We start from the raw sequence: 13,432 nt of genomic DNA, 5'->3' as shown, positions 1-13,432 counted from the left end.
CAACAGGCGCTATTTTTTATTCGCAGAAAGCTGTTTCGTTAATTTTGTCGAGAATATTGACTGACGGATCTGATGCGACCACGCGTAAATCGAGTTTTACTCCCAGTTTATCGAGTTCACGGAATGCCTGAATATCCTGCGGATCCAAAGAAACGGCTTTGGTTAGCTGTTTTTTTCCGGGGCGCCAGGCCATGCCACCAATATTTAACGTGGCGATCTGCACACCCTGGCGCACCATCGTTAAAACATCGTGTGGATTGGTAAATAAATAAAAGACGGTCTCATCCTGATATTGCGGGTTATGATAGACCGCAACCGCTTTTTCCAGACTGACAACGTTTACCTTCATGCCTGGCGGGGCCGCCTGGCGCAACAGGGTCCGGCGAACCTCATCGTTAAATACATCGTCATTGCAGATAATTATCCGCTGGGCGTTGGCGACTTTTGACCACACGGTGGTGACCTGGCCATGAATCAGTCGGTCATCAATACGGGCGAGGGTAATTTGCATCAGAACTCCTCCTCAACGGTTTCTGGCTGCTGCCAGACCACACAGCACTGACTGGCGATGGCCTGCAGATGCTGGCATAAGTCATCGGCGCTCAGGGTATGCTGGTTATCCACCAGCTCGAGCGCCAGCGGCAACGACAGGCCGCTAATCACCCGGATCTGCGGGTGACGCATTGCCAGCCCGGCGGCGGCATTCCATGGGCTTCCGCACTGCAAATCTACCGCAATTACCCACTCCTCATCAGTGTGGGCGCTTACTAACTTTTCCAGGTTAATGGCGATATCCGCCGCGTTTTCACCGGGAACAAACGCGACGGCGCTGACGTTAACCTCGCCGTAGACCATGCGTACCGAATCAAGCATGGCCCCGGCCAGCTGGCCGTGGGCGCAGAAGATAGCGTGAACCATACTTCCTCCTTAACCGCGCGTTTTTCCGCCGGCAATGTTAGTGGTGACTCCGGTGATGTAGCTGGCGCGTGATGACAAGAGATAGCAAACAAAATCAGCGACTTCTGAGAGCTTTCCTGCCCGCCCGATAGGAATGGCGTTTTTGGTATATCCCTCGCGAAGTTGCTCGACGGTGATATTGCGCGTCCAGGCCAGCGCCTCTTCATATTCCGGCGTCCGCAGGCCGGTTTTTTCGAGGATCCCCGGCGCAACGCCGACTACGCGGATCCCATATTTACCCAATTCTTTGGACCAGGAGCGGGTAAAGCTGTTGAGCGCGGCCTTGGTCGCGGCGTAGCAGCTTTGACCTTCAGAACCTTCCAGGCCGCTCTCCGAAGAGACATTGACAATCACACCGGCGCGCTGTTTGACCATTTGACGCGCCACCGCCTGCGACATGAAAAACACCCCTTTCTGGTTGATATTGACCATTTTTTCAAAAGCGGCTTCGTTTAATTCATAGCGGCCGGCCGGTGCTTTTTCATCGACTAATAAACGCGGGAAATTCACACCAGCGTTATTGACCAAACCATCAATACGCGACCAGCGCTGAATAATGGCATCGATAGTCTGTTGCACCTCTGTCGCGCTGGAAATATCCGTCGGCCAGAAGTGATAATTATCGCCATTGTGATGACGATCGCCGCCATGAATATCAATCATCTGGACATGAGCACCTTGTGATAATAATTCATCGACAATGGCCAGCCCAATTCCCGAGGCGCCGCCGGTCACGATAATGACGTTATCTTTTAAATTTAACCATGTATTCATTATTCACTCCTATTTCTTTAGATAAAGGGATCCCCCGCAGCGCGTGCTGCGTGAAATCATATCCTGTGTGTTATTTAAGTAATAATTCAGCCGTTTCTCTGTTTGTCACCAGACAATTAATATAGCGTCCGTGCAATGCGCCAAGAATGCCAGAGTATTTCTCTTCCCCCATGGCGATGCCGATGGAATAGCGAGCCTGGCGCAGCTTCGCCATTTCGATCGACAGGGTTTTTTCGCTCATATTGGTATCGACTAACCCGCCGTTAATATCGTAGAAACGCGAACAGATATCCCCGGCGACGTGGCGGGCGTTCAGATCGTCGCTCTCTTCGCTGCCGTAGAAGGCGTGCCAGTTTGCGCCGTCGCGAATGGCCGGTGAACCAATACCCACCAGCGCCACATCCAGGCTGTCCCAGTAGGATGAGATGGTTTTAAAGTGCTGGGACTGCATGATGCCGTTGCGGATCAGCGGGTTATCCAGCAGGGCTGGAAAATCGGCAAGGTGGGATTCCGCTTTCAGTCTGGCTGCCGCGCCGTAGGTTAACGTGTTCACATGGTAGCGGCTCTCCAGTTTACCGGAAGGTCCGCCGATGATGGGGACGCAGATCACCTGGCGTGACTGGCTGGCCTGCGGCAGGTTCTCCACCAGCGAACGCACGGCGCGGCCCCATGAAAAACCGATGATATCGCCGGGCTCCAGCAACCGGTCGACAAGCAGGGCGCCATGCTGGCCCATCGCACTCAGCTGTTCTTCTTCCAGCAGCCCATCGCTGCTGGCAACCACCGCCTCTTTCAGACCAAATTTTTGCTTGAGCTGTTGCTCGAGCCACAGGTTCTCGTTGTAGTCATAGTTGATGGCGATGGTGACAATGCCCTGCTCGCGGCCGCGCTTCAGCAGGCGACTAATGGTGGTGCGATAGATCCCCAGCTCACGAGCTATTTGCGCCTGAGTCATATCCTGCTCGTAATAGAGCTGGGCGATTTTGACAATCAGCCGGATATCGTCACTGTTTTCCATGGTCATCTGCAGGCTCCTGCACATTTGTGCAAATCGCGGGTTTGTGCTGTTGATCTGATATAACCCTATTAGAGCCACCGTTTAAAGCGATTTTCTTTTATTTCATCACCCTAATCTGGCGAATAATCTTGCACATTTGCGTTATCAATAGCTGGTTGTTGGCACCTTTGTGCATTGCACGCTAAATCGCTGATTCTGTGATATTTCATCATGCAAAGTTGCCAGGCGTTGAGCGGGACACTTTTGTGAAAAAAGGCGTAGTCGATCACACCTTGCGCCGGAGGGCGCAAAGGCACATCTTTTTTCTCGCCCGCAAGGTAGGGTATATTTCGCTTTTACAGGAGAATCTATGCTGCCCGACTCATCAACCCGATTAAATAAATACATCAGCGAAAGCGGCATCTGCTCGCGTCGCGAAGCGGACCGCTTTATTGAACAAGGCAACGTCTTTATCAATGGCAAGCGCGCCACCATTGGCGATCAGGTGAAGCCTGGCGATTTAGTCAAAGTGAACGGACAGTTGATTGAGCCGCGTGAAGCGGATGATCTGGTGCTGATTGCGCTGAATAAGCCGGTCGGCATTGTGAGCACCACGGAAGACGGCGAGCGCGACAACATTGTCGATTTCGTCAACCACAGCAAGCGAATCTTCCCTATCGGCCGTCTGGATAAAGACTCTCAGGGGCTGATCTTCCTCACCAACCATGGCGATCTGGTGAACAAGATCCTGCGCGCCGGCAACGACCATGAAAAAGAGTATCTGGTGACGGTCGATAAGCCGGTGACCGATGAGTTCATTCGCGGCATGGGCGCGGGTGTGCCGATTCTCGGGACCGTGACGAAAAAATGTAAGGTGAAGAAAGAAGCGCCGTTCGTTTTCCGCATCACTCTGGTGCAGGGGCTGAATCGCCAGATCCGTCGTATGTGCGAGCACTTTGGCTATGAAGTGATGAAGCTTGAGCGTACGCGGATTATGAACGTGAGCCTGACGGGGATCCCCTTGGGTGAATGGCGTGATCTAACCGATGACGAGTTGATCGACCTGTTCAAGCTGATTGAAAACTCCTCTTCCGAAGCGAAGCCGAAAGCCAGGCCGAAGGCCAAAGCGGCGACCCCCGGGATCAAGCGCCCGGTGGTGAAGATGGAAAATAGCAACGATAAAGGCCGCCCGGCTGCTAACGGGAAACGTTTCACCCAGCCGGGACGTAAAAAGAAAGGTCGTTAACGCCTGCCGCGGGTCGGCGTATTCGCCGACCAGGAAAAGGTCGCTTCTTTATCCGTTTTATAAGCCTGCTGTTTTTTCACCTGGCGGGCTTTCTTCGCATCCGCTTCACGCTGTGCCATCAGCTTATCGATATATTCCTTTTTCACGCTGTTCGTTTCCGCATTGCTCAGCGGGCGGCCATGCGCAATGCGCGCGCGGTCAAGCAGCGTTTTCAATTCGCGCTGTTCGCGCTCGGTCATCTCTTTTTGTGTAATACGGGGGAGTGCCATGGTGGTGCCCTCAGTCAGACCAGAGCACCCAGTGTACGGCAATGAATATTTTACTGATAGCCTGTATGGCAACTAAAGCAGGCACACGCCCGGGCCTGCGCCCGGACGTATCACGCTCAGCGCTTGTCGGCTTTTTTGGCGATGGGCTTTCCTGACCAGTATCCGGCCAGCAGCGAACCGGACAGGTTATGCCAGACGGAGAACAGCGCGCCTGGCAGCGCCGCCAGCGGGCCGAAGTAAATTTTACCCAGCGCGGCCGCCAGGCCGGAGTTCTGCATCCCCACCTCGATCGCCAGCGTACGACAGGTGGATTCATCAAAACCAAACAGACGTCCGCCCCAGTACCCGCCAAGCAGGCCAATAGTGTTATGCAGGATCACCGCGATAATCACCACCAGGCCGACGGAGGCGATATGGGCGGCGGAACCCGCCACCACCGCGCTGATGATCGCCAGAATGCACACCATCGAGAAGGCAGGTAAGAACGGCTCTACCGCTTTCACCACCTTCGGCAGTAGATGATGGACAATCAGCCCCAGCGTGATGGGAATGACCACAATCTGCAGAATGCTGAGCAACATCCCCATGATGTCGACCTGAATGTGCGCGTCGACGTACAGACGGGTGAGCAGCGGTGTCGCCACGACGCCGACGAGGGTGGAGACCGAGGAGATGGTTACCGACAGTGCAACATCCCCCTTGGCGAGAAAGATCATCACGTTGGAGGCGGTTCCGCTGGCGACGCTACCGACCAGTACCATCCCGGCGGAGAGCTCGGGTGGCATATGAAACAGCAGCGCCAGCAGCCAGGCGGCGAGCGGCATCACCAGATAATGGAGAAAGATCCCCGCGGCGACCGGCGCCGGGCGCGACAGGACGCGCTTAAAATCTTCCAGCTTCAGATGCACGCCCATACCGAACATGATCAGCATCAGCAGAGTGGTGACCCACGGGCCAATCGGGGTGAAGGTGGTGGGAGTGTAATAGGCCAGAACGGAGAGCAGCAGTGCCCATAACGGGAACAGCCGCGTCAGAGTTGCGAGCATGTTGTGTTCCTTGCGATACGCGAACCGGGCCGCGCCATCCCGATGGGGCGGCGAGCAGGTTAGCTGGTTGTGTTGATGTTGTTATAAAAAAGCCGGGTTCGAGCCCGGCTATAGGTATTGTTTATCGTGCTAAGGAGTTTTATTCAAACAAATTATGATGCAGCTTCTGCACTACCTTCTCCGCATCGGGGCCAGGCACCAGGAAGCAGAGGTTATGACTGGAGGCGCCATAGCAAATCATGCGGATGTTAAACGGCTCGAGGACGCCAAAGACCTCTTTACCGACGCCGCAGGCTTTCGACAGCTCATTGCCAATCAGGGCCACCAGCGCCAGGTCTTCCTCCACTTCCACGCGGCACAGCGAGGAGAGTTCAGTCAGCAGCGCCTGGGTCAGCAGGGTATCGCCTGCAGAGGTTGAGCCGGTGGTATCCATGGTCAGGGCCACACTCACTTCGGAGGTGGTGATCAAATCGACGGAGATGTTATGGCGCGCCAGAATGCCGAACACTTCGGCGAGGAAGCCGCGGGAGTGCAGCATATTCAGGCTATGCAGTGTCAGCAGCGTCTGACGGCGACGCAGGGCCAGGGCGCGGAACAGCGGTGGGTTCTCGGTGGTTTTACACACCAGCGTACCGCCCGCTTTAGGCTCTTTACTCGAGCCGACAAACACCGGAATATCGCTGCGCACGGCAGGCAGCAGGGTCGCCGGGTGCAGCACTTTGGCGCCAAAGGTGGCCATTTCCGCGGCCTCTTCAAAGGCGATGACGTCGATGCGTTTCGCCGCCGGCGCCACGCGAGGATCGGTAGTATAAATCCCCGGGACATCGGTCCAGATATCGACGCGGGTGGCATTCAGCGCTTCGCCGAGCAGAGCGGCGGTATAATCGCTGCCGCCGCGGCCGAGGGTGGTGGTGCGGCCTTTCGCTTCGCTGCCGATAAAGCCCTGGGTCACCACCAGGCCTTCCGCCAGACGCGGCGCCAGCTGCTGCTGGGTCAGTTCGGCGACAGCGGCGATGTCCGGTTCGGCGCGGCCAAAGCGATCGTTAGTGCGCAGCACTTTACGGGCGTCAAACCACTGCGCCTGAATGCCGCGCTCACGCAGGATTTCCACAAACAGCAGGGTGGACATCAGTTCGCCATGGCTGACCAGTTCGTCGGTCAGGGCGGTCGAGGAGGCGAGCGCGGCGGCTTCCGCGAGCGTCGTGATGTTTTCCAGCAGGCGCTCAATCTCTTCGCGGATCACATTGGGATAGCGCAAACGCTCCAGAATATTGGACTGGATCTGGCGCAGAGCGTCCAACTGGGTAAAACGTTCGGTGGGTTCCAGCCCTCCCGCTAAGGCCACCAGAATGTTGGTCACGCCAGCAGAGGCGGAGAGCACAACAATACGGGTGTTAGCATCGAGCAACGCCACATCGATGCTGCGGTTCATGGCGTCAAAATCGGCAACGCTGGTGCCGCCAAATTTGGCGACGACTAGATCTGTCATAACAACCTCGTGTCAGGGGGCCTGACTTATTAAAACGATTCCTGAACACCGATCGTGGCAGGGGCTGGACGCCGCCGGATCGCAACAAAATGTCTTAATAAGCCAGGCCAAATTATTCAGCCATGGCACAAGGGAAGAGCGATAAACAGGGTGGCGCAGAGTGATAAACAACTACGATGTCACCCAGAAGTGCTCCACCTTGTAGACCCGACTCACCGCTCTGGGCGCTGAGGTGTTCGGGTATGAAACGCCCGACTGCGAACGTTTCTGGTGACAACCCAGGGGATTCAGCCCCTGTGGCCGGTGAGGAGCGTGACCAGACGCTCTTTCACCTCGGCGTTGCTCCCCCTCACGTATTTTCCCCGGACTGGTTCCTCCAATACGGTTACCTGGGCAACGCACCTCTTCTGGCAATTACCGACGTCTTTCACCAGGCCGGGGGATTTGAGACATTATATCCCCCGCGAATACCCTTTCGCTGTAGCGTGAAATGCGCGAGCAATAGATACCTACCAATACGTAAGCACTGCGGATATATAAAGGCTTAACACCAGCTATGTCAACGCTGCGGTTATGCGGATTTTTCATGCCCCTGCGGCTAACAGAAAAAAGCCTTATGATAGCTATACTAATGGGGCTTTTTACTTCGTTTTGACCCGATTCCTGACCGGCGTCAGGGACAAGTCACAAAAATCATCACAATTTTCCGTCACCGGCGCTACAATCGACCGAAGTCACAATCTCAAATCAGAAGAGTATTGCTAATGAAAAACATCAACCCAACGCAGACCTCTGCCTGGCAGGCATTACAGAAACACTTCGACGAAATGAAAGATGTCACTATCAGCGAGCTGTTCGCCAAAGATAGCGACCGTTTTTCTAAGTTTTCCGCGACGTTCGACGATCTGATGCTGGTGGACTTCTCCAAAAACCGCATCACCGAAGAGACGCTGGCTAAACTGCAGGATCTGGCGAAAGAGACCGATCTGGCAGGCGCCATTAAGTCGATGTTCTCCGGCGAAAAGATCAACCGTACCGAAGACCGCGCGGTTCTGCACGTCGCGCTGCGCAACCGCAGCAATACGCCGATTGTGGTTGATGGCAAAGATGTGATGCCGGAAGTGAACGCCGTGCTGGAGAAGATGAAAACCTTCTCCGAAGCGATTATCTCCGGTAGCTGGAAAGGCTATACCGGCAAACCGATCACCGACGTGGTGAATATCGGTATCGGCGGCTCCGACCTCGGTCCATTCATGGTGACCGAAGCGCTGCGTCCGTACAAAAACCACCTCAACATGCACTTTGTCTCCAACGTCGATGGCACCCACATCGCTGAAGTGCTGAAGAACGTCAATCCGGAAACGACCCTGTTCCTGGTGGCGTCCAAGACCTTCACCACTCAGGAAACCATGACCAACGCCCATAGCGCGCGCGACTGGTTCCTGGCGACCGCGGGCGACGACAAGCACGTGGCCAAACACTTCGCCGCGCTCTCTACCAATGGTAAAGCGGTTGGCGAATTTGGTATCGACACCGCCAACATGTTCGAATTCTGGGATTGGGTTGGCGGCCGTTACTCTCTGTGGTCAGCGATTGGCCTGTCCATCATTCTCTCCGTGGGCTTCGACAACTTCGTTGAACTGCTGTCCGGCGCGCATGCGATGGATAAACACTTCTCCACCACCCCGGCGGAGAAAAACCTGCCGGTGCTGCTGGCGCTGATCGGTATCTGGTACAACAACTTCTTCGGAGCAGAAACCGAAGCGATTCTGCCGTACGACCAGTACATGCACCGCTTTGCCGCCTACTTCCAGCAGGGCAACATGGAGTCCAACGGTAAGTATGTTGACCGTAACGGCCACGCGGTAGACTACCAGACTGGCCCGATCATCTGGGGTGAGCCGGGCACTAACGGTCAGCATGCGTTCTACCAGCTGATCCACCAGGGCACCAAAATGGTACCGTGCGATTTCATCGCCCCGGCTATCACTCACAACCCGCTGTCTGACCATCATCCGAAGCTGCTGTCCAACTTCTTCGCCCAGACCGAGGCCCTGGCCTTCGGTAAATCCCGTGAAGTGGTCGAGCAGGAATATCGCGATCAGGGTAAAGATCCGGCAACTCTGGAGCACGTGGTGCCGTTCAAAGTGTTTGAAGGCAACCGCCCGACGAACTCCATCCTGCTGCGTGAAATCACCCCGTTCAGCCTGGGGGCGCTGATTGCCCTGTACGAGCACAAAATCTTCACCCAGGGCGCGATCCTCAACATCTTCACCTTCGACCAGTGGGGCGTTGAACTGGGCAAACAGCTGGCTAACCGCATCCTGCCGGAGCTGAAAGACGGCAGCGAAGTTAGCAGCCACGACAGCTCAACTAACGGCCTGATTAACCGTTATAAAGCCTGGCGCGCATAATCTTGCGCAGCTAAGACGCAATGCCGACCTTTAGGTCGGCATTTTTTTTACAGCCGCCGCAGCAGGCGGGCTGGATTTCCCGCCCACACCCCTTTCTCGGTAATGGACTTCGTCACCACGCTGCCCGCGCCAATCACCACGCCGTCGCAGATGCTGACGGCCAGAATCGTGGCGCCGCTGCCGATCGACACGTCATCGCCAATCTCAATCCGCCCCCAGCTGGCGCGGTCGGCATTCGGTTTGCCGTCGCGAAACAGGTCGTTGGCAAACATCACGCCGTGACCGATAAAGCAGCGCTGGCCAATGGTGACGTACTCGCAGATAAAAGTATGGGACTGAATTTTACTGTTCGCGCCAATGCGGGTATTGCCCTGGATCTCAACGAACGGCCCGACGAAGACGTTATCGCCAAGGACACAGTCGTACAGGTTGGCGGGCTGGTATATCACCACGTTCTCACCGCTGGTGACGTTGCGGATCGCCGTTTCCCGAAGGGTATGCATAGTGCCTCTCAGATCGGTTTGGCCAGAATATGTAAGGTGCTTTGCTGGCTGGCGGAATGAAATGCGACATCTTTCACGTGCTGCATCCCCTGACGTTCGTAAAAACGGCGCGCAGCGGGGTTATCGGCGAGCACTTCCAGCCACAGCCAGCTTTCACTGGCCGCTTTTGCTCTCGCCTCGACGGCGCGAAATATCTGCTCACCGTAGCGGCGGCCCGTTGTGTCAGGCAGCAGATAGAGCTTATGCAACAGCGTACCGGACGGACCTTCAGGACTAATCGCCTGACGACAGGCGTATTTCGCAAAGCCGACAGGGTGGGGGGCTTCAGCAATCAACCAACAGCACTGGGAATCGGTCAGGCTACGTTGCAGCGAAGCCAGGGAATACTCTTGTTGCAGGTAGCACGCCAGCTCGTCGGCGTTATGCCAGAGGTGAGCAAAGTGATGGCGATAGCTGGCATTGCCCATTTCATTGAGTAAAGCCGCATCCTCTGCGCGTGCGGTACGAATCTTCAGCATGGTTGTTTCCTTTTTAACCCGTCCGTCTGGGCTGTGATTGTTACATCTTCGCCGGTGGTGGCAAAAAGTTAGCGAATAATGTCGATCTGGATCACATTTTTGCGTTATACAGGTCTCAAAGAAGCATAATGATGAGGGGTATTTATGTCGTCGGTTTATCGTCCGCTGGTGAATTTTATCGCCACCGCGATGCAAACGGTTTTGAATCTTGGGCTGCTGTGCCTGGGGATTATTTTGATCGTCTTCCTCGGGAAAGAGACGCTGCATCTGGCCGATGTCCTCTTTACCCCGGAGCCGACCAGTAAGTACCGGCTGGTGGAAGGTCTGGTGGTCTACTTCCTCTACTTCGAGTTTATCGCGCTGATCGTCAAGTATTTTCAGTCGGGGTTCCACTTCCCGCTGCGCTATTTCGTCTATATCGGCATCACCGCGATTGTGCGCCTGATTATCATCGACCATGAGTCGCCGCTGGCAGTGCTGATTTACTCCGCCGCGATCCTGATCCTGGTGATTACGCTCTGGCTGTGTAACTCCAATCGCCTGAAACGCGAATAAAAAAAAGCGGCCTCCAGGGCCGCTGACCAACAGTCACAAATAAAATTTATGTAGGGTCCAGTTGAGGATAGCAGTGGCATTGGCCTTACTTTTTCAGCTGAGGGCGACGGCGACAATACCCGGTTGGGGTCGTGTATTGCGGCTAGACCGTCGGCCCTCATCTGAAATTTGGGGCCGGTGTTACAAAAAAACTTAACCTTTCACCCCACCCGCCGTCAGGCCGTTAACCAGCCAGCGCTGCGCCAGCAGGAAGACGACCGTGATCGGGATGGCGGAGAGCACCGCCGCGGCGGCGAAGTCGCCCCACAGATAGTTCTGCGGGTTGAGATACTGTTGCATACCTACCGCCAGGGTATAGCTGTTCACATCGCGCAGCAGCAGCGAGGCGACGGGCACTTCTGTGATGGCCGCGATGAACGACAGAATAAACACCACCGCCAGAATCGGCACCGACAGCGGCAGCAGCACGAGGCGGAAAGCCTGCCATGGGGTCGCGCCATCCAGCGCCGCCGCTTCTTCCAGCGAACCATCGATGGTTTCGAAGTAGCCTTTAATCGTCCAGACGTGCAGCGCGATACCGCCCATATAAGCGAAGATCACGCCGCCGTGGGTGTTGAGGCCGACGAACGGGATGTACTGGCCCAGGCGGTCAAACAACGCATACAGGGCCACCAGCGACAGCACCGCCGGGAACATCTGGAAAATCAGCATCCCTTTCAGCAGGGTCGCTTTCCCCGGGAAGCGCATACGGGCAAAAGCGTAGGCGCAGGTGGTGGAAAGGGCGACGATACCGATCGCGGTAATGCCGGCGACCTTAATCGAGTTCCACAGCCACAGCAGGACCGGGAACGGCGGCGGCGTGACGCGGCCATCGGCGTGTTCGACGCTGAAGCCTAACGCCAGACGCCAGTGTTCCCAGGAGATGGTATCCGGGATCAGGCTGCCGGTGGCGAAGTTGCCTTCGCGCAGCGAGATAGCGATAACCATCAGCAGCGGAAACATAATCGCGGCGATAAAAATCAGCAGTAACAGGTGTGTCGTAAAGAGACGCAGTTTCTGAGATTTGGGTTGGACCATAGCCATTATCGTTATCTCCCTTAATCAAACTTCATGCGTGTGGCTTTCAGATTCACAATCGCTAACGCGCCAACCAGCAGGAAGATAAGCGTTGCGATAGCCGCCGCCAGGCCGAAGTCCTGACCGCCGCCGCCTTCAAAGGCGATGCGATAGGTGTAGCTCACCAGCAGGTCGGTATAACCGGCCGGGGTGGTGGTGCCGAGACGGTCCGGACCACCGTTGGTCAACAGCTGAATCAGCACGAAGTTGTTAAAGTTAAAGGCGAAGCTGGCGATCATCAGCGGTGTCAGCGGTTTGATCAGCAGCGGCAGCGTAATTTTAAAGAAGTTCTGGAACGGACCGGCGCCATCCATCGCCGACGCTTCGTACAGATCGTCCGGAATCGCCTTCAGCAACCCCATGCACAGGATCATCATGTACGGATAGCCCAGCCAGGTATTGACGATGATGATCATGGTACGCGCGGTGGTCGGGTCGCTAAACCAGGCCGGCTTAATGCCGAACAGCGCGCTGAGCATCATATTGATTTCACCAAAGCTCTGGTTGAACAGCCCTTTGAAAATCAGAATCGAAATAAACGACGGTACGGCATACGGCAGAATCAACAGGACGCGGTAAATTGCTTTGCCTTTCAGCGCTTCCCACTGCACCAGACAAGCCAGCACCATTCCCACGGCCACGGTCAAAATCACCGTCAGCACCGAGAACACCACGGTCCAGACGAAAATAGCGAAGAACGGTTTCTGGATACCTTCGTCCTGGAAGACGCGAGTGAAGTTATCCCAGCCGATCGTCACGGTGTAGCCCGGGCTCAGCTTCTCAGTGCCCCAGCTGCCGTCGGCGTTAATCGCCTGGTAGAAGCCTACGTCATTGTTCGGGCGGTATTTGACGTGGGTCTGATTGTTGGTCAGCACCCCATCTTCGCTAAGCGTATACAGCGGTTGAGTGCCGGAGAACTGACGCAGCGAGCTCATGATCACTTTGCTGTCATCCGGCAGCACGGCGGTCAGTTGGTTCAGCGCGGTGCGGTTCTGGGTAATGACGCGCAGGCTGACGCGCTCGCCTTCCGGCAGGGCGTCGGTTTCTTTTAACGCCAGCTTCTGCTCACCGCCGAATTTAAAAGCGTCGGAAAGGTAGTTTTTACCGCTCTCGCCGTCGGTCAGGGCCAGTTTCCACTCGTCCCCCGCCGGGATCAGCGTGAAGTTATAGGCTTTGCCAGCCTGGAAAGAGCGATCCATCAGCACCTGCTGCGCACGTTCAAAGGTCAGCTGGTTGGTGCTGCTGTAGTTCGTGAAGGCGATGGCAATGGTACAGACCAGCGGAAACAGGACGAACAGGCCCATGCCGGCGAGGCCGGGATAGACATAGCGCCAGGCATAAGCCTTGCGATTAGCGAAAATATACAGGCCAACTGAGCTTAAAATCAGCGTCATGATGGCGAACAGGTACTCCCCCTGGGCGTACATCAAAACAACAAGGTAACCCACCAGCAGGCACAGTAAGCCAATCACAGACCATGTGAGTTGCGGACTTTGCCACCAGTGTTTCTTTTTAACGGCATCCATGGGGATCATCCTCTACAGCGGT

General features: G+C 55.7%; 14 protein-coding genes and 1 riboswitch. Of the genes, 3 read left to right on the top strand and 11 right to left on the bottom strand.

Features of this window, described 5'->3' with window-relative positions; genetic code table 11:
* Positions 1–16: 16 nt before the first annotated feature.
* The 4 genes from CWM57_RS14995 to CWM57_RS14980 all read right to left on the bottom strand — a co-directional run bounded on the left by CWM57_RS14995 (position 17) and on the right by CWM57_RS14980 (position 2,749).
* The gene (locus CWM57_RS14995; protein WP_004151751.1) at positions 17–511 is read right to left on the bottom strand and encodes a mannose/fructose/sorbose PTS transporter subunit IIB; all 495 of its coding nucleotides are present in this window, start codon (positions 509–511) and stop codon (positions 17–19) included.
* Positions 511–918 (bottom strand): mannose/fructose/sorbose PTS transporter subunit IIA, encoded by a 408-nt coding sequence (locus CWM57_RS14990; protein WP_016530854.1) that lies wholly within the window; start codon positions 916–918, stop codon positions 511–513. The genes CWM57_RS14995 and CWM57_RS14990 overlap by 1 nt, the downstream gene beginning before the upstream one ends.
* A 9-nt stretch (positions 919–927) precedes the next feature.
* Positions 928–1,731, bottom strand: a complete 804-nt coding sequence (locus CWM57_RS14985) for an SDR family oxidoreductase (RefSeq protein WP_025713358.1) — start codon at positions 1,729–1,731, stop codon at positions 928–930.
* Positions 1,732–1,801: 70 nt separating this feature from the next.
* Positions 1,802–2,749, bottom strand: coding sequence for a sugar-binding transcriptional regulator (locus tag CWM57_RS14980; protein WP_002884616.1), 948 nt, complete (start codon positions 2,747–2,749; stop codon positions 1,802–1,804).
* Positions 2,750–3,098: 349 nt separating this feature from the next.
* Here CWM57_RS14980 and rluF point away from each other — a divergent pair, with 349 nt between their 5' ends.
* On the top strand, positions 3,099–3,974 hold the full coding sequence (gene rluF / locus CWM57_RS14975) for a 23S rRNA pseudouridine(2604) synthase RluF (protein ID WP_100676110.1): 876 nt from the start codon (positions 3,099–3,101) through the stop codon (positions 3,972–3,974).
* Here rluF and CWM57_RS14970 read toward each other — a convergent pair.
* The 3 genes from CWM57_RS14970 to lysC all read right to left on the bottom strand — a co-directional run bounded on the left by CWM57_RS14970 (position 3,971) and on the right by lysC (position 6,778).
* Positions 3,971–4,243: a DUF3811 domain-containing protein gene (locus CWM57_RS14970; RefSeq protein ID WP_012969166.1), complete on the bottom strand. Its 273-nt coding sequence runs from the start codon at positions 4,241–4,243 to the stop codon at positions 3,971–3,973. The genes rluF and CWM57_RS14970 overlap by 4 nt on opposite strands.
* A gap of 116 nt (positions 4,244–4,359) precedes the next feature.
* Complete coding sequence (panS, locus tag CWM57_RS14965) at positions 4,360–5,289, bottom strand: ketopantoate/pantoate/pantothenate transporter PanS (RefSeq protein ID WP_100676111.1); 930 nt, start codon at positions 5,287–5,289, stop codon at positions 4,360–4,362.
* A gap of 139 nt (positions 5,290–5,428) precedes the next feature.
* Positions 5,429–6,778: a lysine-sensitive aspartokinase 3 gene (gene lysC / locus CWM57_RS14960; protein ID WP_074387365.1), complete on the bottom strand. Its 1,350-nt coding sequence runs from the start codon at positions 6,776–6,778 to the stop codon at positions 5,429–5,431.
* 179 nt (positions 6,779–6,957) lie between these two features.
* Positions 6,958–7,193: riboswitch (Lysine riboswitch) on the bottom strand.
* Positions 7,194–7,542: 349 nt separating this feature from the next.
* On the opposite strand from lysC, the gene pgi reads away from it, so the two are divergent.
* Entirely contained in the window at positions 7,543–9,192 is a 1,650-nt protein-coding gene (gene pgi, locus CWM57_RS14945) for a glucose-6-phosphate isomerase (protein ID WP_064142939.1), read from the top strand.
* 47 nt (positions 9,193–9,239) lie between these two features.
* On the opposite strand, the gene CWM57_RS14940 is transcribed toward pgi, so the two are convergent.
* Positions 9,240–9,695, bottom strand: a complete 456-nt coding sequence (locus CWM57_RS14940; RefSeq protein ID WP_032701144.1) for an acyltransferase — start codon at positions 9,693–9,695, stop codon at positions 9,240–9,242.
* Between the two features lie 8 nt (positions 9,696–9,703).
* Complete coding sequence (locus CWM57_RS14935) at positions 9,704–10,213, bottom strand: GNAT family N-acetyltransferase (protein WP_100631197.1); 510 nt, start codon at positions 10,211–10,213, stop codon at positions 9,704–9,706.
* Positions 10,214–10,357: 144 nt separating this feature from the next.
* Between CWM57_RS14935 and psiE the strand changes: the two genes are divergently transcribed.
* Positions 10,358–10,768 (top strand): phosphate-starvation-inducible protein PsiE, encoded by a 411-nt coding sequence (gene psiE, locus CWM57_RS14930; RefSeq protein WP_025713351.1) that lies wholly within the window; start codon positions 10,358–10,360, stop codon positions 10,766–10,768.
* Between the two features lie 192 nt (positions 10,769–10,960).
* Here the strand turns inward: psiE and malG are convergent, their stop codons facing one another.
* Both malG and malF read right to left on the bottom strand, forming a co-directional pair.
* On the bottom strand, positions 10,961–11,851 hold the full coding sequence (malG, locus tag CWM57_RS14925; RefSeq protein ID WP_002884725.1) for a maltose ABC transporter permease MalG: 891 nt from the start codon (positions 11,849–11,851) through the stop codon (positions 10,961–10,963).
* 14 nt (positions 11,852–11,865) lie between these two features.
* On the bottom strand, positions 11,866–13,410 hold the full coding sequence (gene malF, locus CWM57_RS14920) for a maltose ABC transporter permease MalF (protein ID WP_100631198.1): 1,545 nt from the start codon (positions 13,408–13,410) through the stop codon (positions 11,866–11,868).
* Positions 13,411–13,432: the final 22 nt, after the last annotated feature.

This window comes from Klebsiella sp. G-Nf4 (genome assembly GCF_002810615.1).
Lineage (GTDB): Bacteria > Pseudomonadota > Gammaproteobacteria > Enterobacterales > Enterobacteriaceae > Klebsiella > Klebsiella variicola.
This window is presented reverse-complemented; position numbering and strand designations above follow the sequence as displayed.

Excerpts from the sequence above, each read along its gene's own strand:
- lysC (WP_074387365.1), bottom strand. The coding sequence starts at position 6,778 with ATGACAGATCTAGTCGTCGCCAAATTTGGCGGCACCAGCGTTGCCGAT.
- malG (WP_002884725.1), bottom strand. The coding sequence starts at position 11,851 with ATGGCTATGGTCCAACCCAAATCTCAGAAACTGCGTCTCTTTACGACA.
- CWM57_RS14935 (WP_100631197.1), bottom strand. The coding sequence starts at position 10,213 with ATGCTGAAGATTCGTACCGCACGCGCAGAGGATGCGGCTTTACTCAAT.
- CWM57_RS14940 (WP_032701144.1), bottom strand. The coding sequence starts at position 9,695 with ATGCATACCCTTCGGGAAACGGCGATCCGCAACGTCACCAGCGGTGAG.
- CWM57_RS14970 (WP_012969166.1), bottom strand. The coding sequence starts at position 4,243 with ATGGCACTCCCCCGTATTACACAAAAAGAGATGACCGAGCGCGAACAG.
- CWM57_RS14985 (WP_025713358.1), bottom strand. The coding sequence starts at position 1,731 with ATGAATACATGGTTAAATTTAAAAGATAACGTCATTATCGTGACCGGC.
- rluF (WP_100676110.1), top strand. The coding sequence starts at position 3,099 with ATGCTGCCCGACTCATCAACCCGATTAAATAAATACATCAGCGAAAGC.
- psiE (WP_025713351.1), top strand. The coding sequence starts at position 10,358 with ATGTCGTCGGTTTATCGTCCGCTGGTGAATTTTATCGCCACCGCGATG.
- CWM57_RS14980 (WP_002884616.1), bottom strand. The coding sequence starts at position 2,749 with ATGGAAAACAGTGACGATATCCGGCTGATTGTCAAAATCGCCCAGCTC.
- panS (WP_100676111.1), bottom strand. The coding sequence starts at position 5,289 with ATGCTCGCAACTCTGACGCGGCTGTTCCCGTTATGGGCACTGCTGCTC.
- pgi (WP_064142939.1), top strand. The coding sequence starts at position 7,543 with ATGAAAAACATCAACCCAACGCAGACCTCTGCCTGGCAGGCATTACAG.
- malF (WP_100631198.1), bottom strand. The coding sequence starts at position 13,410 with ATGGATGCCGTTAAAAAGAAACACTGGTGGCAAAGTCCGCAACTCACA.
- CWM57_RS14995 (WP_004151751.1), bottom strand. The coding sequence starts at position 511 with ATGCAAATTACCCTCGCCCGTATTGATGACCGACTGATTCATGGCCAG.
- CWM57_RS14990 (WP_016530854.1), bottom strand. The coding sequence starts at position 918 with ATGGTTCACGCTATCTTCTGCGCCCACGGCCAGCTGGCCGGGGCCATG.